The organism is Sorangium sp. So ce426 (assembly GCF_051475585.1).
GTDB lineage: Bacteria > Myxococcota_A > Polyangia > Polyangiales > Polyangiaceae > Sorangium > Sorangium cellulosum_B.
Map to the genome: position 1 here is coordinate 7,451,014 of NZ_CP150341.1, position 22,643 is coordinate 7,473,656.

Here is a 22,643-nt window from a genome sequence, read left to right on the forward strand (position 1 = left end):
TACGACGGTTTCATCTGGTCCGTGACGCGCAAGCAGGTGTGAGGCGATCAGGCCTTCAAGGTGTCGCCAGAGAGGGTTGTATGCGAATCCAACGTTGTCTCCGCTCCGTGCTCTTCTCGCTCGCGGTCGCCTCCATGGCGCTCGCCTCGCCTGCCTGCAGCAAGCCGCCGCAGATCACGGCGGAGAGCATCGAGGACAACTGGGCGCTGACGGAGCAGCACGAGCCCGGCTCGGTCGTCATGACGGTAGCCCCGGATGGGAAGGTGACGGCGCTCGTCAAGGACCGCGATGGCAAGCCCATCGAGGAGGGCGTGTCGGGCAACCTCACGGTCAAGGTGCCTGGCAAGGAGGGAGCCCCCGCGACGGCAGAGCTCGTGCCGGAGCCCAAGGCGGGGGGAGTCCTGGTCGCCAAGATCCCGCCGCTCGAGGACGAGCTCACGGAGGTCGGCTACGAGCTCAAGGTCAACGGTGAGCCGTTCAAGGGGGCGCTGCACGTGCCGCGCGGCGGAACCCGGGAGCTCCAGGAGAGCGCGAAGGAGAGCCAGGCGATCAAGGTCGAGGGGAAGAAGGGGCCGAACGGGGGCGTGCTCCAGCCCGTCGGGGACGACATCGTGGAGATCGTCGCGGACAAGGCGACGGGCGACGTGCGCGTGTACGTGCTGGATCTCGACCTCAAGCCGGTCCCGATCGGCCAGCGCGAGATCAAGCTCGCGATCCAGACGGCGTCGGGCCCGGACGTGCTCGTGCTCGCGCCCGGCCCCGATCGGCTCTACTTCACGGGCAAGCTGAAGGTGAAGGTCAACCCGACCAAGATCACGGTGGTGCTCAAGGACGGCGGGCGCACGCACGTGGTCCTCTGCAACTACCACCCAGGCTCGGTGATCGTGGTCGGCGCGAGCGCGCCCGTGATCGGCATCCTGGTGGCCACCACGTGGGCCGTGAAGGTCAACGTCAAGCCGACCGTGGTGGTGCACGACGACGATGACGACGACGGCCGCCGGGTCATCGTCGTCCGCAAGGGAAAGGGCAAGTGGAAGGGCAAGGGCAAGTGGCGCTGGAAGTGATGATGAAAGCGCGCCGCGCCGCGGCCCGCTTCACGATCCACGTTCCCGCGATCACGCAGTGAAGGTCTTCACCCGGAGGGACATCTCGCCATGACTGGCCAAAACGACGCATGTGAGGAGAAAGCTGGCTTCGGCGGCACGATCCCGTCGCGCGCCCTCTCTGCACGACGAGCCCTGTTCGCGCTCGCGTGCATCGGCTCCGTCAGCTGCGGCGGTGATGACGCGACGGGAACCCCGGATGATGTCGACGTCGCGGCGGGCGCCACGGCGATCGTGGCGATCGTCAACCCGGTGGTGAACACGCCCCACACGACGGGAGTTCCCGACGAGCTCGGGGACGCGCGCGATGGGCTCACGGTGACCGCCAGGCCGGGCGACAGCGACGTCACAGCGGACGGCGTCGCGGTCGTGGGCGTGGCGCCCGGCGGCATCGAGCTCGATGTCTCGGGAGCCAGCCTCGCGCATACGGTCCAGGCAGAGGGCGATGTCGTGGATGCGCCTGTCGCGTTCTCCGGGTCGGCTGCGGCCTTCTTCGACAACACGCCCATCCGCTACGCTGTCAGCGAGGCATCGGGCGCCATCTTCCTCGATCCGTCGGTGCCCCTGGCAGACATCGAAGGTCACCTGGCCGAGGACGATCGGGTCGTCGTGCTGCGCCCGGGTACGTACGTCGGCAGCATCACGATCACCGGGAAGGGCACGCTCCTCTACGGCGAGGATTTCCTCGATCGCGCGGTGGTCATCGACGGCAGCATCACGGCGGCAGGCGAGGAGGTACGGCTGCGAGGCCTGACGATCACGGGCGATCTCACCTCGAGAGGCAACAATTTCGGGATCAGCTTCTCGCTCGTCCGGGGCAATGTCAGCATCACGGGCAACGCGGGGGCGTTCGTACGAAACGTGTTTTGTAGTGAGACGGTGGTGCCGTCGAGCAACGCGACGCTGCTCGACAACTACGGTGTCGCGCCGCTGGAAGCTCTGCCACCCGTCGTGTGCGACTGACCGCGGCAACGCGGCCCGCGGCCCCGAGTTGACCAGGACTCCAGATGACCACACGACGCGAGGAGCTCGCCGCTCCACCAAAGCTCGGGGGACGCCGTCGGTTCCGCCCCTGCATTCATCCACCCCGATCGGAGGACCCATGCGCCAGCACATTCGTACCCACCACGTCGTCGCTCTGTCGCTCCTCGCCCTCCTCTGGGGCGGAATCGCCGCATGCGGCGATGACCCCGCCGACGACTGCACGGTCGGCGATCCCAACGAGGGCCCGACGTGCGAGTGCAACGGCGCCGAATGCATTTGCCCCTCGTCCGGCGACTGCGCGATCTTCTGCACCGCCGAGTGCGGTCTCCAGTGCGCCGGCTCCGGGAGCTGCGACTTCGACTGCGGCCCTGACTGCGACATCGCCTGCACCGGCTCGGGCAACTGTACGCTCACGGTCGGCCATGGCTCGACCGTGGACTGCACCGGGTCGGGCGACTGTGATGTGGTCTGCAAGGGCGACTGCGACGTGCGGTGCCCCGGCTCGGGAGACTGCGTGGTCCACTGCGAGCCCGGCGCGGTGTGTACGACAGACGGGGTGTAGCAGGCAGCCCCCGAGCTGACCGAGGCTCAAAATGGCCACATGATGCGGGGTACCTCGCCGCTCGACGGAAGCTCGGCGTACGCCGCCGGCTCGGTGCCTGCAAGGAACACCTCCTCGATCGCCCCCGCGGCGCCCGGCAGCGCGAGTTGACCGGTCGTCGCGTCGATCAGCACGCGCACGAGCCCGTCCGGCGGCGCGGCGAAGTCGGTGCGCGGTCTCGCCTTGTGTGCGTCCTGCATGAACGCGATGAAGGCCGGCAGGGAGGTCGCGCCGCCCGTCTCGCCGGCGCCGAGCGGGACGGCGTCATCGTAGCCCGTCCAGACGGCGCACGCGATGTCGGTCGAGTAACCCACGAACCACGCGTCTTTCGCGGCGTTCGAGGTGCCCGTCTTGCCCGCGACCGGCGTGCTCATGGATCGCGCGCGCTTGGCTGTCCCCGAGTCGACGACGGAACGCAGGAGGCTCGTCGTGATGTACGCCTCGGCTTCGCCCATCACCCGGCGCGCCGGCGCCGCGGCGGGCAGCGGCAGCGGCTGGCCGCCCGGGCCGATGATGCTGCGAATGAGCGCTGGATCGCGGTACGTGCCGCCCGCGGCGAACACGTTGAACGCACCGACCATCTCGAACGGCGTCACCTCGTATGCGCCGAGCGCCAACGACAGGTCCGCGCCGAGCTTCGACGTGACTCCGAGCGATCGCGCCCACTCGGCGACCTTGGCCGGCCCGAGCCGATCGAGGACCCATACGGCGGCAACATTGACGCTCTGGGCGAACGCTTCGCGCAGCCGGCGCGGCGCCTGTCCGTCGCTCTCGTCGTAGTTGTCGGGCCTGTATTTCCCGCCGAGCGCGGCTGGATCGGTCTCGAGGATGGACGCCGCGGAGAATGCCCGCGTCTGGATCCCGTAGCTGTACACGATCGCCTTGAACGTCGATGCAGGCTGGCGGCGCGCCGACCTTGCCCGGTTGAGGGCGCCGCGCACCGCGTCGTAGCCGCCGACGACCGCGAGCACCTCGGCCGTCCGGACGTCGAGGGCGACGAGCGCGCTCTGGGGCCCGAGCGCGAGCTCCAGCCGTCCGCTGCGCGGGTCGCCGCCGACAAAGGTGACGCGCACGACCTTGCCGATCTCGGCGAACTGGCTCGGGGGCAGGTTGCGTGGATTGTAGCGCGCCGCTCGCTCCAGCTTCACGACGCCCTGCGCCGTGCCCACGCGCACGGTGAGCGTGCCTGCCGCGTCGTCGGCCTTCGTGACCACGCCGTGGTAGACGCGCTCGCTGCCCTGCGTGGGCGTTCCTTCGAAGGGGGCAGGATCTCCCTTGCCACGCTTCAGCGGGGCGATGAGCCCGCGGCGCGCGGCGTACGCGTCGAGATTGCTGCGCACCGCCGCTCTCGCGGCCCTCTGCAGCGCCGGATCGATCGTGGTCGTCACGGTGTACCCGCCACGGTTGGCCTGCGGGCCGACCGCGGCGACCAGCGCGCGCTCGACCTCGGCGACGACCTCGGGCGCCAGCTCGGAAGCGTGTTCCGGCGGGGGAGCCAGGGCGATCTTCTGGCGAGCGGCGGCGTCCACGTCGGCGCGCGATACGAACTTTTTGTCGCCCAGCTGCTGGAGCACGTAGCTGCGCCGCTCCTCGGCGCGGGCGAGGTCCACGCGCGGAGAGTAGATGCTGGGCCCCTTGACCAGGCCTGCGAGCAGGGCCGCTTCGGCGAGCTGCACGTCTCGAACGCTCTTCCCGAAGTAGTACCGCGCGGCTTCCTCGACGCCGTAACGCCCGTGCCCGAAATAGATGTCGTTGAGATAAAGCTCCAGGATCTCGTCCTTCGTGAGCTCCTGTTCGATGCGGCGCGCGAGGATGAGCTCACGGATCTTGCGCGCGAAGGTGCGCTCCGGCGTGAGGAGCACGTTCTTGATCACCTGCTGGGTGATCGTGCTGCCTCCCTGGCGGGCCTGCGCGGACCGCAGGTTCACGAGGAGCGCCCGCAGGATGCCGAGGTAGTTCAGCCCCTCGTGCTTGTAGAAGTTCGCGTCCTCCGCGGCCAGAACGGCGAGCCTCATGCTCGCCGGCACCGCCGAGATCGGGACGACGGTGCGTCGCTCGACGAAGAGCTCCGCGAGCGGTGTCCCGTCGCGCGCGAGGATGCGCGTGACCTCCGGCGGACGATAGCTCCTCAGCTCCGAGGTCCGCGGCAGGTCGTGGCCGTAGTACCAGAGGAGCCCCGCAAACATCAGCAGACCGAGGCCCAGCAGCGTCGAAGCGGCCATCGCGATGCGCCACGCCCATCGCCGCAAGCGTCGTTTCCACTGGACCTTTCGCGGGCGCGGATGCCCCTGCTCCCGCGCCCGGCGGGCCGCCACGGCGCGCTCGATCGCGCTCGACAGAGCACCCAGCGCCGATGCGATCCGACCAGCGGCCCTCGCGAGCCGCCGCGCCGGCAGCGCGCCTTGTACGGCCGGCTGGGCGGAGGCATCGGCCGGCGACGACCGTGCGGCGCCGCCCCCGGGCGGCGGCGACCACGGTAGCGTCGGTCGCTCCGGTCCGGCCTGGCGAGCCCCCTCTTCGGGGATCGGCGGGGTGGCCTGCGGCGAGCGCACCCAGAGCTGTGTCGCGGGCTCCCCCACCGCCGCATCGTCACGGCGGGGATCCTCGCCGCGCGGCGAGGGGGACGCGAGGTCGTCACGACGGCCGAACCGGTCCATGTCCATCCAACTCCTCCGCGGTGCGGGCCGAGCGCGCGTGCCGCGGCGCCCTCCTCGCAGACGCCATGAGAGCAGCGCATGAGCGCGACGCGACGATCAGTCGGGGCATGGGGCCCCGCACGCGATGACGTTGCCAGGACAGGCTTCTATCTGCCCGAGACACGTGCCGATGACGCAATCGGATCCAGGCGTGCAGTACACCAGACAGGGAGCGCTCGTCATGCAATTGACCGAGCAATCGCCCTCGCACCAGATCTTGTGCATCCCCGATCCCATGCAGTTGACCAGCGCGTCCCGGCGCGCCCCGATGTCGCAGACGGTCCCGTCCTGACAAGCAATCTGGCACGCTTCATCACACACGTGATCGCAGTCGTTTGTCTGCATACAGCTGGCCCGCTGCGACGCGCCGCGCCCCTGCTCGGGGCCGGGGCTCGGTGAGTCAGGGAGGCGAGCTCTCGTGTCGCCCTTCTTCTCGGGGCCGGGCTCCGGAGCCTTCGCCAGGAGGCGATCCGCCGCCGGACCGCCGGGAACCTTGGCGGGCGGTGAGGCCGCCGGTCGCTGCGCGCCGGTCGCCCCCGGCGATCTCGCGTCGGGCTCGACGTTCACCGCACGCAGATATACGGCGGCGAGCACGCCTGCGGCGAGCAGCGGGAACGCCAGCACGGCCCATCGCAGCCTCCGTCCACGTACCGTGGTCGGCGTCCACTGCGTCGCCTGGGTGAACACCGATGCCGCCGGTGAGGGGGCGCGAGCCGGAGCGACGGCCGATCCGCCGCCCGGGGCGCCCTGCGCGCTCGGGGTATTCGGGGCGCTGGCGATGGAGACATCGCGGAGGACGCTCCCCATGCCACCCGCCGGCGGCGGGGCGGGATGCAGACCACCGGCGCCCGCGGCGCGCACCGGTACGGCCGAGGAAGGGGCGAGCCCCTGGGGTATCCACACCGTCGTGGCGGTGCTGAGCGGATCCGCCGCGGGGGCGGGAAGCCCGGCCGCGCCGAACCGCAGAGCAAAAGCGGGCGGCTGACCGGCCAGGACCGCGCGCACGTCCTGCTGCATGACCGTCGCGCTCGGGTAGCGCTCGCCTCGATCGAACGCGAGCGCGCGATCGACGATGGCACACACCCACGGCGGGGTCTCCGGAGCGACGCTCGCGAGCGGCGGCGCAGGCAGCGTGGCCATCTTGACGACCAGATCGGTGTCAGAGCTCGCGTCATGGATGCGCCGCTTCGTGATCAGACGGAACATCGTCGCTCCGACAGCGAACAGGTCGGCACGCGCGTCGATCTCGTCGCCTCTGACTTGCTCCGGTGGCATGTAGGCGACCGTGCCGAGCGTCGTTCCCGTGCGCGTCCGAACGTAGTCGGCCGCGGCCTGCCTGACACGGGCGACGCCGAAGTCGAGCACCTTCAGGCGCCCGTCGCGGAGGCGGAACAGGTTGTCTGGCTTGATGTCGCGGTGGATGATGCCGTGCGCGTGGGCCGCTGCCAGCACGTCCAGCAGCCCGTCCACCATGGCCAGCAGCTCGGCCATGTCCATCCTGCCGAGGCGCCTGGCGTACCCGGCGAGCGACTCACCGTCGAGCAGCTCCATGACGAGGAACGGGCAGCCGTCCGCCGTCGCGTCGATATCGCGTATTTCCACCGCGCCGGGATGGACGAATCGATTGACGGCTTGCGCTTCCTGATCGAACCGCGCACGCAGCTCGGGCATGCGCGCGATCTCGGGGTGGAGGATCTTGATGGCATCTCGCCGCCCGATCTTGTGCACGCCGACGTAGACGGCCGCCATCCCGCCCGAGCCGAGCAGCCGCTCGATCGTCCATTTCCCGCACAACACGGCGCCGACTCTGCGCTGCAGTTCCTGGTCGTCCATATCCGGGTTCAAGGTTGCCAGTTTGCCGAACGGAGCCCTCGCGGCGCGCCAGCGCCGCCCTGACCGTCGCCCATCCTAGCCGATTGGCCGTGGCGCCGTGGCCGCGCGACCTCGTCGTGACCGCGCGACCCGCGGCGTGCCGTCCCTGGTGCGTCGCCGGCCGAGCGCGGCCTCAGGCCGACCAGGCCGACAAAAAGTGCCCGGGTCGAGACCAGCGCCCTGCCCGAGGCGCGCGTGTCGCGCGGCGAGGGAGCGTGACCGTGGATCCGCCCGAAGACCGGTGGTACCGTCGCCGCGATGTCGGGGAGCGTGGATCAGCTCGAGGAACACCGCTCGGCGCTCACCGGGCACTGCTACAGGATGCTCGGCTCCGTGGTCGACGCCGACGACGCCGTCCAGGAGACCATGGTGCGCGCCTGGCGGAGCCTCGACAAGTTCGACGGGCGGTCGTCGCTGCGCACCTGGCTGTACCGCATCGCGACGAACGTCTGCCTCGACGCGCGGGCCGATCGCGCGCGCCGAGCGCGCCCCATCGAGGAAGGCCCGGTCGGCACCGTGGACGACGAGCTCCAGACGCGCCCGCGCACGCACTGGCTGGAGCCCGTCCCCGACGCGCACGCCCTCCCGGCGGACATCGACGCCGCGGAGCGGGTGGTGCTCCGCCAGAGCATCCGCCTCGCGTTCGTCGCGGCGCTCCAGCACCTGCCGCCGAAGCAGCGCGCCGCGCTCCTGCTCACGGAGGTGCTCGGGTGGTCCGCCGCGGAGGTCGCCGACAGCCTCAGCACCTCGGTCGCCGCGATCAACAGCGCGCTCCAGCGCGCGCGGGCGACGCTCGCGAGCCGCGATCTCGACGACGTGCGCGCCACGCTGCCGGAGCCGCAGTCCGCCTTGCTCGACCGCTACGTCACCGCCTTCGAGCAGTACGACGTGGACCGGCTCGCGGCGCTGCTGCACGAGGACGCGACCCTGTCGATGCCGCCTTTCACCCTCTGGCTCCGCGGCCCCGACGCCATCCGCGCGTGGCTGCTGGGCCCGGGCGCGGGCTGCCGCGGGTCGCGGCTCGTGCCGACGGCCGCCTGCGGCTCGCCGGCGTTCGCCCAGTACCGCCCGGCGCCGGAGGGCGGCCACCGGGCCTGGGCGCTCATCGTGCTCGATCTCGCGGAGGACCGCATCACCGGCATGACGTCCTTCCTCGACACCGAGACGATCTTCCCGCGGTTCGGCCTGCCGCTCGAGCTCCCCGCGTAGCCCCCGCGCCCAGCCGGATCGGGGCGGCGATCTTTTTTTTCCGGTCGACCGATGAGTCCCCGCGCAGGCGGGGGTCTATGGGGTGAACTCCGGCACGACGGCCCGCATGACCGCGATCGTGGCCGGCATCACCCGGCATCCATGCTCGAACAGGAGAAGAGGACCATGACAACGAACAGCGCCCGCAAGATCTTCGTCAACCTGGCCGTCAGCGACCTGAAGCGGTCGATGGAGTTCTTCGCGAAGCTCGGCTTCGAGTTCAACCCGCAGTTCACGGACAACAACGCCGCCTGCATGATCGTCAGCCAGGAAGCCTTCGTGATGCTCCTCACGGAGCCGTTCTTCAAGGGCTTCACGAAGCGGGAGATCTGCAACACGCGCACGCACACGGAGGGGATGTTCGCGCTCTCGTGCAGCAGCCGGGCCGAGGTCGACGAGATCGTGAAGAAGGCGATCGCGGCGGGCGGGTCGCACGCCATGGATCCGCAGGATCACGGCTTCATGTACGGCTGGAGCTTCTACGACATCGATGGTCACCACTGGGAGGTCGTCTGGATGGCCCCCGAGGCGATCCAGTCGTAGCCCTGCCGGCGCGCGCTCGCTCACGCGCGCCGCTCGGCGAGCACCTGACGCAGCGTCGCGCCGCCCACGGGCTTCGTGAGGTGCAGGTCGAAGCCGGCCTGCCTCGACCTGGCCTGGTCCTCGGGTCCACCGTAGCCCGAGATCGCCACAAGGCAGAGCGCGCCGCCCCCGGGCGCGGCCCGCGCCCGGCGGGCGACCTCGTGGCCATCGATGTCCGGCAGGCCGATGTCGATGAAGGCCACCTCGGGGCGCAGCTCCAGGAGCTTCGTCACGCCGTCCAGCCCGTCCACCGCCACCGTCACCTCGTGCCCCAGCGCCTCGATGAACTCGCTCATCACCCGGCGCACGTCCTCCACGTCCTCCACGACGAGCACCCGGCGCCGCTCGGCGGCCTCCGCCGGCGGCGGGGCGGCGGGCGGCTCGGCGCCGGGCGCGAGCGGGGGCGCCGCGCCGGGCGCGAGCTGCGGCGCCGCGCCCCGGCCGAGCGGAAGGCGCACGATGAACTCGCTGCCCAGGCCCGGTCCGGCGCTCTCCGCGACGACGCTGCCGCCGTGCATCTCCACCAGCCGCCGCACCAGCGTGAGCCCGAGGCCCAGGCCGCCCGTGCTGCGGTCGATGGTCTGATCGACCTGCGTGAAGAGCTCGAACACCCGCTCGAGCATCGCCGCCGGGATGCCGCGGCCCGTGTCGCGCACCCGCAGCACGGCCTCGGGCGCGGCGCCCGCCGCCTCGCGGGTCAGCCGCACCGAGATGGCTCCCTCCGGCGGCGTGTACTTCGCGGCGTTCGTCAGGAGGTTCGTGACCACCTGCTCCAGCCGCGTGGCGTCGGCCCGCATGCCGAAGTCCCCCGGCCCGACCTCGACCGAGAGCGCGTGGCGCCGCGCCTCCACGGCCGGGCTCACCGCGGCGGCGGCGTTCCGCACCGCCGCCGCGAGATCGACGTCCTCCAGGCGCAGCTCCACCGTGCCGCGCGTGATGCGCGACACGTCGAGCAGATCGTCCACAAGGCGCACCAGGTTGCCCACCTGCCGCCGGGCGATCTCGCGGTAGCGCGCCGATCTGGGCGCCTCGCCCGCGAGATCGCCGAGCAGCGTGAGCGACAGGCTGATGGCGGCCAGGGGGTTTCTGAGCTCGTGCGCGAGCATCGCGAGGAACTCGTCCTTGCGCTGATCGGCGAGCCTCAGCGCCTCGACGAGCGCCTCCACGCGCCGGCGGGCGCTCACCTGGTCGGTCACCTCGAAGGCGAACACGAAGATGCCCTCGATCGCCCCGTCGCGGTCGCGCATCGGCTGGAAGACGAAGTTGAAGAAGCGCTCCTCCGTCGTGCCGTCGCCCTTGCGATCGAGCCGCACGGCGAGCTCCCTTCCCACGTAGGGCTCACCGGTGCGGGTCACGGTGTCCAGGAGATCCAGGATGGATTGCCCCGCGAGCTCGGGCAGGGCGGCCAGGATGGGCTTGCCCACCTGCGCTCGCCCGCCGACGAGCTGCTGGTAGAGCGGATTGACCACCTCGAAGACGTGCTCCGGCCCGCGGAGGATCGCGATGGGCCCCGGGGCCTGCATGAAGAGGTCGTTCAGGTACTGGCGCTGCCCCTCGGCTTCCCGCCGCCGGCGCGCGAGCTCCACGTGGATGCGGACCCGCGCGAGGAGCTCCCGCGCGGAGAACGGCTTCACGAGGAAGTCGTCGGCGCCGGCCCCGAGGCTGTCGACGCGCACCTCCTCGCCCGCGCGCGCGGAGAGCATCATCACGGCGACGCCGCGGGTGCGCTCGTCGGCGCGCAGCGCCTTGAGCAGGCCGAAGCCGTCGAGCCGCGGCATCATCACGTCGGTGAGCACGAGGTCCGGGACGTGGGCGCGGGCGCTCTCCAGCGCGGCCTGACCGTCGGCCACGGCCTCGACCGTCCACCGCTCGTCGAGGAGCAGCCGCTGCACGTAATCGCGCATGTCCGCGTTGTCGTCCGCGACGAGGATGTGCCCCGGCTGCTTCGGGGCCGGGCGCCGCTCCGCCGGCAGGGCATCCGGAGCCCGCTCGTCGCGTTCCCACTGCGCGGCCTCGTCGAGGAAGGGGGCCGCGCCGCGCCCCTCCGCGGCCGGCGCGGGGGCGAGGTCGATGCGATCCGCGGGCAGGTGCGCCTTCCCGAGCGGGATGGCGACCGAGAAGCGGCTGCCCGCGCCGAGGCGGCTCTCCACGGCCACGTTGCCGCCGTGGAGCTTCGCGAGCTCCCGCACCAGGGCGAGGCCGATGCCGCTGCCCTCGTAGCTGCGGCCCCTGGCCCCCTCGACGCGGTAGAACCGATCGAACACGCGCGGCAGCTCCTCCTCCGGAATGCCGGTGCCCGTGTCCTCGACCGCCAGGACGATCCGCCCCCCGGCCTCCTCCAGCGTCACCCGGACGCCCCCCGAAAACGTGAACTTGAAGGCGTTCGAGACGAGGTTGAGCACGATCTTCTCCCAGAGCTCGCGGTCGACGTAGGCCGGCTCGGAGAGGGGCGGGCACTCCACCGTGAGGGCGAGGCCGGCCCGATCCATGAGCGAGCGGAACGAGCTCGCGAGCTCCGCGGTGAAGGAGCCGAGATCGGTAGGCTGGTAGCTGGCCCGGATGCGGCCCGCCTCGATGCGCGAGAAGTCGAGCAGCGTGTTGACGAGCCGGAGGAGCCGGAGGCTGTTGCGGTAGACGATCGCGAGGCGGTCGCGCTGCGGCGCGGGCAAGGGGTGCTCGGCGTCCGAGAGGCCGTCCTCGACGGGGCCCAGGATCAGCGTGAGCGGCGTGCGGAACTCGTGGCTGATGTTGCTGAAGAACGCCGTCTTGGCGCGGTCGAGCTCGGCGAGCGCGTCCAGCCTGCGCCGCTCCTCCTCGCTGGCCCGGGCGTTCTGCAGGGCCGCCGCGCCGTGGCCGGCCAGGAGCCGCAGGAAGCGGCGGTAGTCGTCGTCCAGCACCAGCCGGGGGCTTACGCCCGCGACGAGGAAGCCGGCCGGTCGGCCTCCGGCGCCGGCGCGGGGGAGCGGCAGCACCACCGCCTGGCGCGCGGCCTCCGGCCACGGCCCTCCCGGAAGGGGGCCGACGCGCGCGGGCAGCGCCGACAGCTCCACCTCCACGTCCTCGCGCAGGGCGCGATGCAGCGGCCACACCGCGCCGGCCGCCGCGCCGAGGCCCACCGTGGCCGGCGCCGCCGCGTGGTCCGGGTCGAGCCCCGCGGTCCCCGCGAGGCGGGCGTGCGCGCCGTCATCGTCGACGAGATAGAGCAGGGCGAAGGGCACGTCGCGCCCGTCCTGCGCCAGGGTCTCCATCATCACCCGGCAGACCTCATGAACGCTCCTCGCGTCCGCCGCCCTCGCCGCCAGCGCCCCGAGGACCTGCAGCCGCCGCTGGCCGAGGATGTACCCCGTGCTCTCGGAGCACGCGACGAGGATGCCCGCGACGGCGCCGCTCTCGTCCCGGAGGGGGCTCTGACCGTAGCTGAAGTAGCACTCCTCCATGAAGCCGTGCCGATCGAGGGCGAGCAGGCCATCGCGGACGTAGGTGGCCTCTCCCGCGAAGGCCTTCTCGAGCATCGGCCCGAGGATGTCCCAGATCTCCTTCCAGCACTCGCGGCCCGCCTGGCCCATGGCGGCCGGGTGCTTCTTGGACCCGAGGATCGGGCGGTAGGCGTCGTTGTAAAACTGGATGAGCTCCCGACCCCACCAGAGGAACATGGGGTGTTCGGACGAGAGCAGGATGGACAGCGCGGTCCGCAGCGACTCGGGCCATGCCTCGACCGGGCCCAGCGCCGTCTGCGACCAGTCGATCGAGCGTATCAGCGCCCCCATCTCCCCGCCGCCCGCGAGCGCGCCGCAGGCCGGATCCGGCCCGGCCCCGGCGCTCGCTTCCTCGACGCGGCCCGCGCCGGTCCGCTCCTCGACGCGGTCGCGCTGGCCGGTGAGCTGTCTCGTCATGGGGAACACCTGCTTTTTTACCACGGCCGAGTCCAGCCATCCTCGGCGCCGTCACGCTGGGGACGCTCGCTTGCTCGCCTCAACGACCCTCTCGATGCGTACCGCGTCGATACGCCGGCCCAAGCCCCATCGGGGCGGCTGAATTTCCTTGACACCGCAATCACTCAGCCGGCCTCGGGGCAGGATGCCTCTCTTGCCCTCGTGAAGCGCGCACATGAGCTCGCCGCCTCCCACCGCCGAATGAAACTTTGCAGAGCTCCGCAAAGCCCACTCCGGCCGGAGCGCTTGCTCGAGCCGAGCGAGCGGTCTAAGCTGCTTCACATAGCTTCGGAGGCCGAAACAGGCCCCCCATTACAAGAGGAGCGTCCATGCGCCGTCTCAGTCCTGCTGCCCGCGTTCGTTACTTCTTCGCTGCCCTGACGGCAGGCACCGCGATGTTGGGAACCACTGCCCTGCTGGTCCCCTCGAGCGAGGCGGCGCCCGGGGGAAACTGCACCTATTACAGCGACGAGAGCTACACCACCGTCGTCGGCCAGTACGGCCGCGACTGCTGCAACAACCGGATCGCGTGGGGCACCACGACGCAGCACTACGAGTGCGGCGGGTGCTTCACCTGCACCCCGCCTCCTCGCTGAGGGCGGCGCCCCGGTGACCGCGCGGCCGGCTCGATGGCGATCGCCGGCCACGATCGTTCAGCTTGCGAGAGGAATTGAACAGGGAGACGGGGAGATTGGTTGGATTTTTCTCCCCGTCTCCCCGCCTCCCTGTGAATTTCCCGAAATTCTGGGGGATGCTTCAGGTCGGCATGAACAAGAACCGTTCTTCTCGATGGCTGTACGGCACAGCCTGGATCGCGCTCGGAATCGGCGTGCGTGGTGAGCGATCGAGCTCGAGGTCTGCCTGCGCCAGAGGCGGCCATCCCTCCGACACGGCCTCTGCGCCGCGGGCTCGGCGGAGAGCTCCGCCGGGCCCGCGACCAGGAGTATCCCGGCGCGGGGCCGCTGTACAGGCGTCGCGCGGCGAGCAGGAGGAGGGGCCAGGCTCGCCCCCGCCGCGCGGCGCCCAGGGCCTCACAGGGCGCGCCTGACCTCGTCGGAGAACCTCACCGCCTCGCGGAGCACGTGATCGGCGAGCGTCGGATCGATGATGCTCTTGATCTGCCCCGTCTCGATGCCCTGCTCCGCGGCCGACTTGAAATCGATGACCTCGTCGGCCATCGTCGCGAGCTGCCCGCTGTCGACGCGGAACGCGTGCGCCTGGTACATCTGCCCGGCGCGCGCGGTCGCCTGGTCGATGAGCGCGCGCTCCTGCGGGTCGAGCAGGTGCGCGATGAACTCGAGGTGATCCGCCATGATCGTCGTCCAGAACGCCGAGACCTCGTCGCTCTGGAGCGCGATGTCGCCGTACGCGAGCCGATCCAGCCGGGCGACGAAGCGCTCGGCCTCCCGCGCGATGTGGTCGAAGAAGAGCGGCCAGACGAGGCTCCGGAGCGAGCCGCTCTCCTGCGCGCGCTGCATGCGGCGCTTGTACTCGATGAAGCGCTGGACGCTCGACCGCGTCGAGGTGAGGAGCGAGGAGATCCCGTAATCGCCATACCCCCGGTCGCGCGCCGCGAGGAAGTGCCTGGCGAAGAGGTTCTGGTACTGCCGCGCCTCGTCCCGGGGCCCGCGGAGGTGGTCGCCGGGCATGAGCAGCGCGATGAAGAACGCATGTTCCATCATCTGGTCCGTCCAGAAGAGGACCTCCGAGACGGCGTGCGCTGCATAGCCGGCGCCTGGGGCGGGCAGGAAGACCGGCTTCCTCGAGCGCCGGTCGACCGAGATGCCGGGCGTATAGGCGGCCCCTGCCGGGAGGGCGAGGGGCGCGATCGACTCGCAGACCGCGTAGCTCTTGTCGGGCTGCGCGAGGCTCGGTGTGGCGAGCAGCGAGACCCCCGCGGTGGCCATCGCGCCGCCGGCGAATTGCCGGCGTCCAAGTTTCCCTTGCGGAACACGCTTCTCCATCGACGCTCCTCCAGGTTCATGCATCCGTGAGAATCGGAGCGCGAGGGTGCATGTCCCGCGCCTGAGCCAAAGAGTCGACTCGCAGGGCGGTCCGCCGGCGCGCGCTTCACCGATCACGACGGCCGGCGACGCGCGGAATCACCACGCCCGAGCGCTTCGTCAGCAGAGAGGTCGCGTGGGGGCGCGCCGGACGTCATCCGCGGAATCCGCCCGTGATGGGCCGCCCTGCGATCGGCGACCTGCGAAGACGACGCACATCTCCCCTCCTCCGCCGACTACCTGCGACCACGGAGCACATCGCACCGCGGAGGACACACGCTCGCGACGACGGACCTGCACACTCCCGCTGGCGCCGCAGGCGTACCTACACCCACACGCGGCCGTCCCTTGTGTCGGGGTTCGGATTTTTTCGCTATCGTCGCCCGGGATGTCGAGGACCCGCCCTCGGCTCCGACAACCCCACGAACGCGCGCCCGATCCCGGGGCGACAGCGAAGAGAAGGAGCCGATCATGAAGTACATCCTGATGATGAACACCCCGAGCGGGGGGCCGTACCAGGTCGCCAACTGGCAGCAGAAGGACTTCCAGGCGCACATCGCGTTCATGAAGAGCTTCCACAGGAAGCTCAGCGCGTCGGGCGAGCTCGTGGCGGCCGAGGGCCTGGCGGGGCCCGACCAGGCCAAGCTCGTGCGCGCTGGCAAGGACGGCGCGCCGATCACCGACGGGGTGTTCCCGGAGACCAAGGAGTTCCTCGCCGGCTACTGGATCGTGGAGGTAGAGAGCCCCGAGCGCGCGTACGAGATCGCCGCGCAAGCGTCCGCCGCGCCCGGCCCCGGCGGCGCGCCGCTCAACATGGGGATCGAGGTGCGCGAGGTGATGAGCGCGCCGCCCCGCGATCTCTAGTGACCTCTCCGTCCCAGGGCGCCACGGCCGAGCGCCTGCTGCGCGATCTCGCGCCGCAGGTGCTCGGCGCCGTCATGCGGCGATTCCGAGATTTCGGCGCCGCGGAGGACGCGGTCCAGGAGGCGCTGATCGCGGCGGCCTCGCAGTGGCCGCGCGAGGGCGTGCCCGACGAGCCGCGCGCCTGGCTGATCCACGTGGCGTCGCGGCGCATCGCCGATCACGTCCGGAGCGAGGCGGCGCGCCGCCGCCGCGAGGCGATCGTGGTCAGCCTCGTGCCGCCCGAGCTGCAGATCGCCCTCGCCGCCGACAGCGACGAGGCGGCGCTCGAGGACGACACGCTCACCTTGCTGTTCATGTGCTGCCACCCCGCGCTGTCCACGCCGTCCGCGATCGCGCTGACCCTGCGCGCCGTCGGCGGCCTGACGACGGCCGAGATCGCAAGGGCGTTCCTGGTCCCGGAGGCGACCATGGCGCAGCGGATCAGCCGGGCGAAGCAGAGCATCAAGGCGTCCGGCGTGCCCTTCGAGCGGCCGACGCCCGAGGCGCGCACAGCGCGCCTCGGCGCCGTCCTGCACGTGCTCTACCTGATCTTCAACGAGGGCTACACCTCGAGCTCCGGCCCCGCGCTGCACCGCGACGATCTGTCGGGCGAGGCGATCCGCCTGACGCGCGCCGTGCACGCGCTCCTCCCGGACGACGGCGAGGTCGCGGGCCTCCTCGCGCTCATGCTCCTGACCGACGCGCGGCGCGCGGCGCGGACAGGGCCTCTGGGCGAGCTGATCCCGCTCGCGGAGCAGGATCGGGGCCTGTGGGATCAGCGCGCGATCGCCGAGGGCGTCGCGCTCGTCACGGCGGCGCTGTCCAGGGGCTCGGTCGGCGCCTACCAGCTGCAAGCCGCGATCGCGGCGGTGCACGACGAGGCAGCGCGGGCCGAGGACACGGACTGGCCGCAGATCCTGGCGCTGTACGGCGTGCTGATGCGGATGTCCGACAACCCGATGGTGGCGCTCAGCCACGCGATCGCGACCGCCATGGTGCACGGCCCCCGGGCGGGGCTCGATCTGCTGGACGCGCTCGACGCCGACGCGCGCCTCTCGGGTCATCACCGCCTCGACGCCGCCCGCGCGCACCTCCTGGAGCGGGCCGGCGATCACGAGGCGGCGATCGCGCACTACAGGCGCGCGGCCAGCCGCACGACGAGCATCCCGGAGCAGAGCTACCTGGCGACGCAGGCGGCCCGGCTGAGCGACGCGCTGAAGTAGCGAGCCGCGCGGCGCGCGCAGAGGCCGCAGCGGTGTCCGGCGAGAGAGGAGCGGTACAGCGGACCTGCCGGCGGCGAGCGCTCAGCCGCTCACCAGCTCGCCGGCGAGGCGGAGCGCCGCCGCCAGATCCTCCGCGACGTACATGCGCTGGTACCGCTCCAGGAGGCGCGCCTTGTCGAAGATCTCGCGCGGCCTGGGCAGCGGACCGGCCAGGATCACCGCCTTCTGGCGCCGCGCGAGCCCGTCGAGCGCGTTCTCGAGGGCGACGAACCCCGTGCTGTCGATGAACGGCACCTTGCCGAGGTCGAGGATCATCACCTCGTAGCTGTCCCCGCGGATGGCGTGCAGCGCCGCCATCGCGTTCTGGGCGGCGCCGAAGAACAGCGGGCCGTTGATCTCGTAGAGGGCGACCCGCCTCGGGAGCTCGACTTCGCTCGATCCGCCGGCGGCGTCCAGCACCGTCCGGCTCCCTGTCAGCTCGGCCATCCGGCGCATGAAGAGGATGGCGGCGAGGATCACGCCGGCCGACACGGCGATCACCATGTCGAGGAGGACGGTGAGCCCATAACAGGTCAGGAGCACGAACACATCGCTCCTCGGCGCGAGCCTCACGATGCGGATGAAATGGTGGAGCTCGGACATGTTCCACGCGACGAGCAGCAGCAGCGCCGCCAGCGACGCCATGGGGACGTAGGCCACGAGCGGGGCGAAGACGACGATCGACAGGAGGACGACCACGGCGTGGGTCGCGGACGCGATCGGAGAGCGCGCGCCAGCCCGGATGTTCGTGGCCGTCCGCGCGAGCGCTCCGGTCGCCGCGATGCCGCCGAAGATCGGCGCGACGATGTTCCCGATACCGAGGCCGATGAGCTCCGAGTCCGGATCGTGCTTGGTCCCTGTCATGCCGTCGGCGATGACCGCCGACAGCAGCGATTCGATGGCGCCGAGCATGGCGATCGCGAAGGCGGCGGGGAGCAGCTCCCTCACGAGCTCGAGCGAGAGCCCATCACCCCACGGCAGCGAGGGCGTCGGGAGGATCGACGGGATGCCGGCGATCTCCACGCCGAAGGCGGTGGAGCGAAAGCGGCTGCCGATCGTCGCCACGGAGAACGCGGGGTAAACCGCGTCGACGGCCGCCACGGCGAGCGACACGACGGTGATGGCGATGAGGGGCGCCGGCACCTTCTTGATGACGCGGGGGACGAGCAAGAGCAGGGCGAGCGTCGATGCGGCGACGGCAAGCTCGAAGAGGTCGGCCGTCCCGCGCGCGGCCCACAAGGCCGCCACCTTGGCGGTGTAGTGCTCCGGGAGCGGCCCGGCCTGGAGGCCCAGGACGTCCTTCACCTGGAGCGTCGCGATCACGGTGGCGATCCCGGCGGTGAAGCCCGTGGTCACCGGGTACGGGATGTACTCGATGAGCCGGCCGAGCCGCGCGAGCCCCATGATCACGAGCAGCACGCCGGCCAGGAGCCCCGCCGTCATCAGCCCGGACAGCCCGTGCTCCGCCACGATGGGCGCGAGGATCACCACGAACGCCGCCGTCGGGCCGGTGACCTGGAACTTGCAGCCGCCCAGCAGCGCCACGAGCGCGCCGGCCACGATCGCCGTGTAGAGCCCGTGCTGAGGAGGAGCCCCCACCGCGATGGCGAGGGCCATGGAGAGAGGGAGCGCCACGACGCCGACGACGGTGCCCGCCAGGAGGTCGGCCTGGAGATCCCCGAGGCCGTACCCCTTGGCAAGGCAGCGCCGGAGCGCCGACGCCACCGGGATCCGATACCGCGCCGGAGCAGGCTGCGAGGTGGGCGGCCGGGGCGCTTCGCGGCCCTGGCCTGGCCGGTCGATCGCAGCGACGCGCTCGGATCGGAACGACATCGTCATACCTCCATCGGATGCTCGTGGATGTCGAGCAACATCGGATACTGAGCAACATCGGTGCCACGCGGCGATGTCCTCTGTTGGTCGCTCGATGCGCGCCGTTTCACGTCGGAGCGCGGGCTCGAACCGTGTTTACGACGAATCGTCGCCATGAATTTCTTGTGTACCGGATATAACGACAACTTGACGCGGCCATCGAGCCCGTCGCCGTCGTGCCGTATCACGGGCGCTCGGCGAGCCGCAGTGCTCACCCTGCCCACCCCGCTCATCTCGCGGTCCACGGCGGATGATAGACTCGCTCGGGCATGCCGTCTTCTCCGTCGCGGCCCACGGTGTCCACGGCCCTCGCCGGCCGGGTGATCTCGTATGCCGCCTCTCGCGGCCTCCGCCGCAGCGATCTTCTCGAGGTCGCCGGCGTCTCCGCCGAGTCGCTGACCGACGCGGACAGCCGCTTGCCGGTGACGTCGTTCGACGCGCTGTGGGCGCACGTGGTACGCGCGCTCGACGATCCCGGGGCGCCCATCCGCCTCGCCGCGCAGACGCGCATGGAGGAGATGCATGTCATGGGCTTCGCGGTCATGACGAGCACGAGCGCCCGTGAGTCGCTCGACCGTGTCGACCGCTACATGGTGCTCCTGGCGGATACACCGCGCTGGGTGACCGATACAACGACGGACCGGGACGCGCCGTTCGCGGAGCTGCACCGCTCGCCCCGCTTCACGCTGGGCGCGCGCGTCGCGACCGAGTGCAGCCTGGCGATTCACGTCCGTTGCTTCCGCCAGTGCGCTGGCGTCGAGTTCTCGCCGCTCCGGGTCAGCTTCCGGCACGCCGCGCCGCGCGATCTCGCCACGCACCGGGACTTCTTCCGGTGCCCTGTCGAGTTCGACGCGCCCCGTGATGGCTTTGCCTTCCCAGCGGCGTTGCTGGACCTCGTGCCTCGCGACGCGAACCCGGCCCTGAGCGCGTTCTTCCACCAGCACGCGGAGGAGCTGCGCCGCCGTCGCGTCGCCGGCGCGTCGCCCATGTCCGATCGGGTGCGTGACGTCATCGCGCACCTCCTCGCCTCGGGCGAGCCGTCGGCGGCCGCCGTCGCGCGGCGGCTCGGGACGAGCGAGCGCACGCTGCGGCGGCACCTCGAGGACGAGGGGACGACGCTGCGGCAGATCGTCGGCGAGGTGCGCCGTCAGACCGCCGAGGAGCTGCTCCGCGAGAGCGACACGTCGATGTCGGAGATCGCCTTTCTGCTGGGGTTCTCGGAGGTGACGGCCTTCGCGCGGGCCTTCAAGCGCTGGTCCGGGAGGACGCCCGGCCGGTTCCGTGAGGAGGCGCGCGGCGCCCCGGGGCGCCGCGCCGCGGCGGGCGTGGCCCGCGCGGCGGACGACGGCTGACCGCCGGGGCGATGGCCCGCCCGGCCCGGGGCCTCGGGCCGCGGCCGTCCAGCGCGCCCGGCCTCAATACGATATCTCGGCGGCGGCGACCTTCTCTCTCGCCGCTTCCCACGACAGCGGGAGATCCCCCGCGCCGACGGTCCACTGGGTCACGACGCCGTGGACGCTGACAGCGCTCGCCGCGCTCATCGCCGAGAGGTGGGCGTCCGACATCACGAACTTCCCCATCGCCTCTTCGTCCTTCCACACCGTGATCGTCCTCGCATAGCCGCACTTCGCCGACGTTCCGAGCGTGAAGCCGATCAGCCCTTCCTGCGCGGGCAGCTGGGCGAGGATGGGCCCCATCACCTCGCCGAACCTCTGCTGCGCCGCCTCGTCGGTCTTGAGCCAGAGCAGGGTCGACGAGACGACATAGGAGTCCTGCGCGGCGCCCGTGAGCGCGCCGTCCGCGAACCCGGGCCCGCCGAACGGGGCGCTCTGCAGATCGTCATCCGTGCACGTGAACTCGGAGGCGGCGGTCTGTGTGCCGGAGCCGCCGTTCGTGTTGCTCGGTGTCCCGTCGTCCGCGCCGCACGCCGGGACGAAGGCGGCGACCGCGACGAGGAGCGGGACGAGCGCGACGCGAGAGAGAGAAAAGTCGGTTCGAGACATGATGGACCTCATGACAGGAAAGAAGGTGATGGTGTCGGGTGCGAATCAGCGCTCGTCCGCGCGCGCGGGCGAGACCACGCCGAAGACGAGGACGGGGAAGGTCCGCTGCAGGCGGCGAGACACGAACTCCGTGCGCCTGCCGAAGCTCCTGACCGAGACGCGCGCGCCCACCGGCTGTCCGCCGCCGAGGGTCACGGCCCACATCGGGCTGCCGCCGTCCGGCCGCACGGCGAGGTAGGTGTAACTCCCTGCCGCGAGCCGCTCCTCGACGACGCCGACCACGGGCGCGAGGTCGCCGAGGGATCTCGACAGGTCGCCTAGCGGGCTGCCGGGCGGCGCGTCTCCCGCGACGTCCCGGTCAGCGTGCGCCCGAGGATGCGCAGCGGCGTGGACTACGAGCGAGCCGCCGGCGGCCACGAGCCCGACCAGCAGGGCGGCGGCCACGAGGGCGCGGGTCTGGAGGAAGCGCGAGGTGCGATGAGCAGCGAGCAGCATGCCGGGAAGCTACGCGCCGCGGCCGGCGCCGGCCTTTGCCCGTACGGCCAAGTTGTTGGCCCGCTCGGCCACGCCGCCGGCCGCCGACCCGACCCAGGTTGGGCGCCCACCCGGCCCCGGAGGTCATCCGACCCAGGCGGCGTCGGCCGGTGTGGCGACCTGACCCAGGTTGCGTCGGCTGACCCGGGTCGAGTCGGCAAGACCGGTCCCGCCGCTCAATCCACGGGGAACTGTTCCGCGATCCAGGCCTCCCAGCCCGGCGGAACTCGGGTGGCCTCGAGGTAGCGACGCAGCTGGTAGGCGTCGTCGAAGGCGGACATTCCCCACAGGCGAAACGCGTCGACGTAACCCATGTCGTCGTCAAATGAATCGGCGAAGTCGGCGAGCTTGAGGCCGAGCTGCCAGGGCGCCTTGACGTGCCCGGCGCAGAGCAGCCGAGCCAGCGAAAGGAGCCCGTCGCGAGGCGCGATCGGCTCTGCGTCGCCGCTCGCGAGCGCGGTCGCGCACGCTCGCCAACCCTCCGGCACGGCGGGGGGCGTCCACCCGTCGCCTCTCCGGAGCTCGGCGACCTGGCGCGACCAGAACCAGAGCTCGCGGGTGTTGTAGCGGGCCGCCTTCTCGGGCGTCTCGTACGATTCCCATGGCCAGCGCACGCCGTCCTGCTGGCTGAGCCAGATGGTGAAGGAGACGTCGACCGCGATGAACCCCTGCTCCAGGAGCGCCGATCGACGCGAGGCCGCCGCGCTCGGGTCCTCCTCCTCGTCGCCGTCCTCCTCGTCGCCGTCCTCGTCATCTGCCCGTTCCTCCGTCGGGTGCAAGACCTTGTGAACGGCCTCTGCCCAGGTGATCGGCGCCGGAGGGTGGCGCCGCAGGTAGGCGACGCGTGTTTCGCGGTCCGGCGCGAGCTGTTCGAGAAAGACCCCCCACATCCCCAGCCAGTCTTCACCGGAGCCCATGCGCCAGCCGATCGTGTAGCGCTCGTAGTCGGGGAAGCGCTCCCACGGCGGAGCGATGTCACCGTGCGCGTCGAGGTGCTCACGAAGGCGGGAGCGACAGCTCTCTTTCCAGTCCATGGCAACAATCCTCC

18 protein-coding genes are annotated in these 22,643 nt (G+C 71.2%); 9 read left to right on the top strand and 9 right to left on the bottom strand.

Annotation, left to right across the window (positions count from 1 at the left end):
* Positions 1 to 80: 80 nt before the first annotated feature.
* From WMF44_RS27690 to WMF44_RS27700, 3 genes are all read left to right on the top strand, one after another.
* On the top strand, positions 81 to 1,064 hold the full coding sequence (locus WMF44_RS27690; protein WP_437293041.1) for a hypothetical protein: 984 nt from the start codon (positions 81 to 83) through the stop codon (positions 1,062 to 1,064).
* Positions 1,065 to 1,154: 90 nt separating this feature from the next.
* The gene (locus WMF44_RS27695; RefSeq protein ID WP_437293042.1) at positions 1,155 to 2,066 is read left to right on the top strand and encodes a hypothetical protein; all 912 of its coding nucleotides are present in this window, start codon (positions 1,155 to 1,157) and stop codon (positions 2,064 to 2,066) included.
* Positions 2,067 to 2,205: 139 nt separating this feature from the next.
* On the top strand, positions 2,206 to 2,649 hold the full coding sequence (locus WMF44_RS27700) for a hypothetical protein (protein ID WP_437293043.1): 444 nt from the start codon (positions 2,206 to 2,208) through the stop codon (positions 2,647 to 2,649).
* 26 nt (positions 2,650 to 2,675) lie between these two features.
* Here WMF44_RS27700 and WMF44_RS27705 read toward each other — a convergent pair whose 3' ends face one another.
* Positions 2,676 to 4,910: a penicillin-binding protein 1A gene (locus tag WMF44_RS27705; protein ID WP_437293044.1), complete on the bottom strand. Its 2,235-nt coding sequence runs from the start codon at positions 4,908 to 4,910 to the stop codon at positions 2,676 to 2,678.
* Between the two features lie 531 nt (positions 4,911 to 5,441).
* Complete coding sequence (locus tag WMF44_RS27710; RefSeq protein WP_437293045.1) at positions 5,442 to 7,217, bottom strand: serine/threonine protein kinase; 1,776 nt, start codon at positions 7,215 to 7,217, stop codon at positions 5,442 to 5,444.
* Positions 7,218 to 7,514: 297 nt separating this feature from the next.
* On the opposite strand from WMF44_RS27710, the gene WMF44_RS27715 reads away from it, so the two are divergent.
* Together WMF44_RS27715 and WMF44_RS27720 are read left to right on the top strand one after the other, a co-directional pair.
* Positions 7,515 to 8,465 carry a sigma-70 family RNA polymerase sigma factor gene (locus WMF44_RS27715; protein WP_437293046.1) on the top strand — a complete coding sequence of 317 codons (951 nt, stop codon included), beginning with the start codon at positions 7,515 to 7,517 and terminating at the stop codon, positions 8,463 to 8,465.
* 165 nt (positions 8,466 to 8,630) lie between these two features.
* The gene (locus WMF44_RS27720; RefSeq protein WP_012237773.1) at positions 8,631 to 9,047 is read left to right on the top strand and encodes a VOC family protein; all 417 of its coding nucleotides are present in this window, start codon (positions 8,631 to 8,633) and stop codon (positions 9,045 to 9,047) included.
* A gap of 20 nt (positions 9,048 to 9,067) precedes the next feature.
* Here WMF44_RS27720 and WMF44_RS27725 read toward each other — a convergent pair whose 3' ends face one another.
* On the bottom strand, positions 9,068 to 12,979 hold the full coding sequence (locus tag WMF44_RS27725) for an ATP-binding protein (RefSeq protein ID WP_437293047.1): 3,912 nt from the start codon (positions 12,977 to 12,979) through the stop codon (positions 9,068 to 9,070).
* Between the two features lie 368 nt (positions 12,980 to 13,347).
* On the opposite strand from WMF44_RS27725, the gene WMF44_RS27730 reads away from it, so the two are divergent.
* Complete coding sequence (locus WMF44_RS27730; RefSeq protein ID WP_437293048.1) at positions 13,348 to 13,614, top strand: DUF6289 family protein; 267 nt, start codon at positions 13,348 to 13,350, stop codon at positions 13,612 to 13,614.
* Between the two features lie 435 nt (positions 13,615 to 14,049).
* Here the strand turns inward: WMF44_RS27730 and WMF44_RS27735 are convergent, their stop codons facing one another.
* Positions 14,050 to 14,982 (bottom strand): DUF2935 domain-containing protein, encoded by a 933-nt coding sequence (locus WMF44_RS27735; RefSeq protein WP_437293049.1) that lies wholly within the window; start codon positions 14,980 to 14,982, stop codon positions 14,050 to 14,052.
* 510 nt (positions 14,983 to 15,492) lie between these two features.
* Between WMF44_RS27735 and WMF44_RS27740 the strand changes: the two genes are divergently transcribed.
* Both WMF44_RS27740 and WMF44_RS27745 read left to right on the top strand, forming a co-directional pair.
* Positions 15,493 to 15,885, top strand: coding sequence for a YciI family protein (locus WMF44_RS27740; protein ID WP_437293050.1), 393 nt, complete (start codon positions 15,493 to 15,495; stop codon positions 15,883 to 15,885).
* Entirely contained in the window at positions 15,885 to 17,147 is a 1,263-nt protein-coding gene (locus tag WMF44_RS27745) for an RNA polymerase sigma factor (protein ID WP_437293051.1), read from the top strand. Before WMF44_RS27740 ends, WMF44_RS27745 begins: the two co-directional genes overlap by 1 nt.
* A gap of 81 nt (positions 17,148 to 17,228) precedes the next feature.
* On the opposite strand, the gene dauA is transcribed toward WMF44_RS27745, so the two are convergent.
* Together dauA and WMF44_RS27755 are read right to left on the bottom strand one after the other, a co-directional pair.
* Positions 17,229 to 19,019 (bottom strand): C4-dicarboxylic acid transporter DauA, encoded by a 1,791-nt coding sequence (gene dauA, locus WMF44_RS27750; protein WP_437293052.1) that lies wholly within the window; start codon positions 19,017 to 19,019, stop codon positions 17,229 to 17,231.
* A gap of 2 nt (positions 19,020 to 19,021) precedes the next feature.
* Positions 19,022 to 19,174 (bottom strand): hypothetical protein, encoded by a 153-nt coding sequence (locus tag WMF44_RS27755; RefSeq protein WP_437293053.1) that lies wholly within the window; start codon positions 19,172 to 19,174, stop codon positions 19,022 to 19,024.
* A 153-nt stretch (positions 19,175 to 19,327) separates the two neighbouring features.
* Here WMF44_RS27755 and WMF44_RS27760 point away from each other — a divergent pair, with 153 nt between their 5' ends.
* A complete protein-coding gene (locus tag WMF44_RS27760; RefSeq protein ID WP_437293054.1) occupies positions 19,328 to 20,410 on the top strand; it encodes an AraC family transcriptional regulator in 1,083 nt (360 codons plus the stop codon).
* A 63-nt stretch (positions 20,411 to 20,473) separates the two neighbouring features.
* On the opposite strand, the gene WMF44_RS27765 is transcribed toward WMF44_RS27760, so the two are convergent.
* From WMF44_RS27765 to WMF44_RS27775, 3 genes are all read right to left on the bottom strand, one after another.
* A complete protein-coding gene (locus WMF44_RS27765) occupies positions 20,474 to 21,061 on the bottom strand; it encodes a hypothetical protein (RefSeq protein WP_437293055.1) in 588 nt (195 codons plus the stop codon).
* A gap of 45 nt (positions 21,062 to 21,106) precedes the next feature.
* Positions 21,107 to 21,556 carry a hypothetical protein gene (locus tag WMF44_RS27770; protein WP_437293056.1) on the bottom strand — a complete coding sequence of 150 codons (450 nt, stop codon included), beginning with the start codon at positions 21,554 to 21,556 and terminating at the stop codon, positions 21,107 to 21,109.
* Between the two features lie 215 nt (positions 21,557 to 21,771).
* Positions 21,772 to 22,629 (bottom strand): hypothetical protein, encoded by an 858-nt coding sequence (locus tag WMF44_RS27775; RefSeq protein ID WP_437293057.1) that lies wholly within the window; start codon positions 22,627 to 22,629, stop codon positions 21,772 to 21,774.
* Positions 22,630 to 22,643 lie beyond the last annotated feature (14 nt).

Excerpts from the sequence above, each read along its gene's own strand:
- WMF44_RS27690 (WP_437293041.1), top strand. The coding sequence starts at position 81 with ATGCGAATCCAACGTTGTCTCCGCTCCGTGCTCTTCTCGCTCGCGGTC.
- WMF44_RS27695 (WP_437293042.1), top strand. The coding sequence starts at position 1,155 with ATGACTGGCCAAAACGACGCATGTGAGGAGAAAGCTGGCTTCGGCGGC.
- WMF44_RS27700 (WP_437293043.1), top strand. The coding sequence starts at position 2,206 with ATGCGCCAGCACATTCGTACCCACCACGTCGTCGCTCTGTCGCTCCTC.
- WMF44_RS27705 (WP_437293044.1), bottom strand. The coding sequence starts at position 4,910 with ATGGCCGCTTCGACGCTGCTGGGCCTCGGTCTGCTGATGTTTGCGGGG.
- WMF44_RS27710 (WP_437293045.1), bottom strand. The coding sequence starts at position 7,217 with ATGGACGACCAGGAACTGCAGCGCAGAGTCGGCGCCGTGTTGTGCGGG.
- WMF44_RS27715 (WP_437293046.1), top strand. The coding sequence starts at position 7,515 with ATGTCGGGGAGCGTGGATCAGCTCGAGGAACACCGCTCGGCGCTCACC.
- WMF44_RS27720 (WP_012237773.1), top strand. The coding sequence starts at position 8,631 with ATGACAACGAACAGCGCCCGCAAGATCTTCGTCAACCTGGCCGTCAGC.
- WMF44_RS27725 (WP_437293047.1), bottom strand. The coding sequence starts at position 12,979 with ATGACGAGACAGCTCACCGGCCAGCGCGACCGCGTCGAGGAGCGGACC.
- WMF44_RS27730 (WP_437293048.1), top strand. The coding sequence starts at position 13,348 with ATGCGCCGTCTCAGTCCTGCTGCCCGCGTTCGTTACTTCTTCGCTGCC.
- WMF44_RS27735 (WP_437293049.1), bottom strand. The coding sequence starts at position 14,982 with ATGGAGAAGCGTGTTCCGCAAGGGAAACTTGGACGCCGGCAATTCGCC.
- WMF44_RS27740 (WP_437293050.1), top strand. The coding sequence starts at position 15,493 with ATGAAGTACATCCTGATGATGAACACCCCGAGCGGGGGGCCGTACCAG.
- dauA (WP_437293052.1), bottom strand. The coding sequence starts at position 19,019 with ATGTCGTTCCGATCCGAGCGCGTCGCTGCGATCGACCGGCCAGGCCAG.
- WMF44_RS27755 (WP_437293053.1), bottom strand. The coding sequence starts at position 19,174 with ATGGCGACGATTCGTCGTAAACACGGTTCGAGCCCGCGCTCCGACGTG.
- WMF44_RS27760 (WP_437293054.1), top strand. The coding sequence starts at position 19,328 with ATGCCGTCTTCTCCGTCGCGGCCCACGGTGTCCACGGCCCTCGCCGGC.
- WMF44_RS27765 (WP_437293055.1), bottom strand. The coding sequence starts at position 21,061 with ATGTCTCGAACCGACTTTTCTCTCTCTCGCGTCGCGCTCGTCCCGCTC.
- WMF44_RS27770 (WP_437293056.1), bottom strand. The coding sequence starts at position 21,556 with ATGCTGCTCGCTGCTCATCGCACCTCGCGCTTCCTCCAGACCCGCGCC.
- WMF44_RS27775 (WP_437293057.1), bottom strand. The coding sequence starts at position 22,629 with ATGGACTGGAAAGAGAGCTGTCGCTCCCGCCTTCGTGAGCACCTCGAC.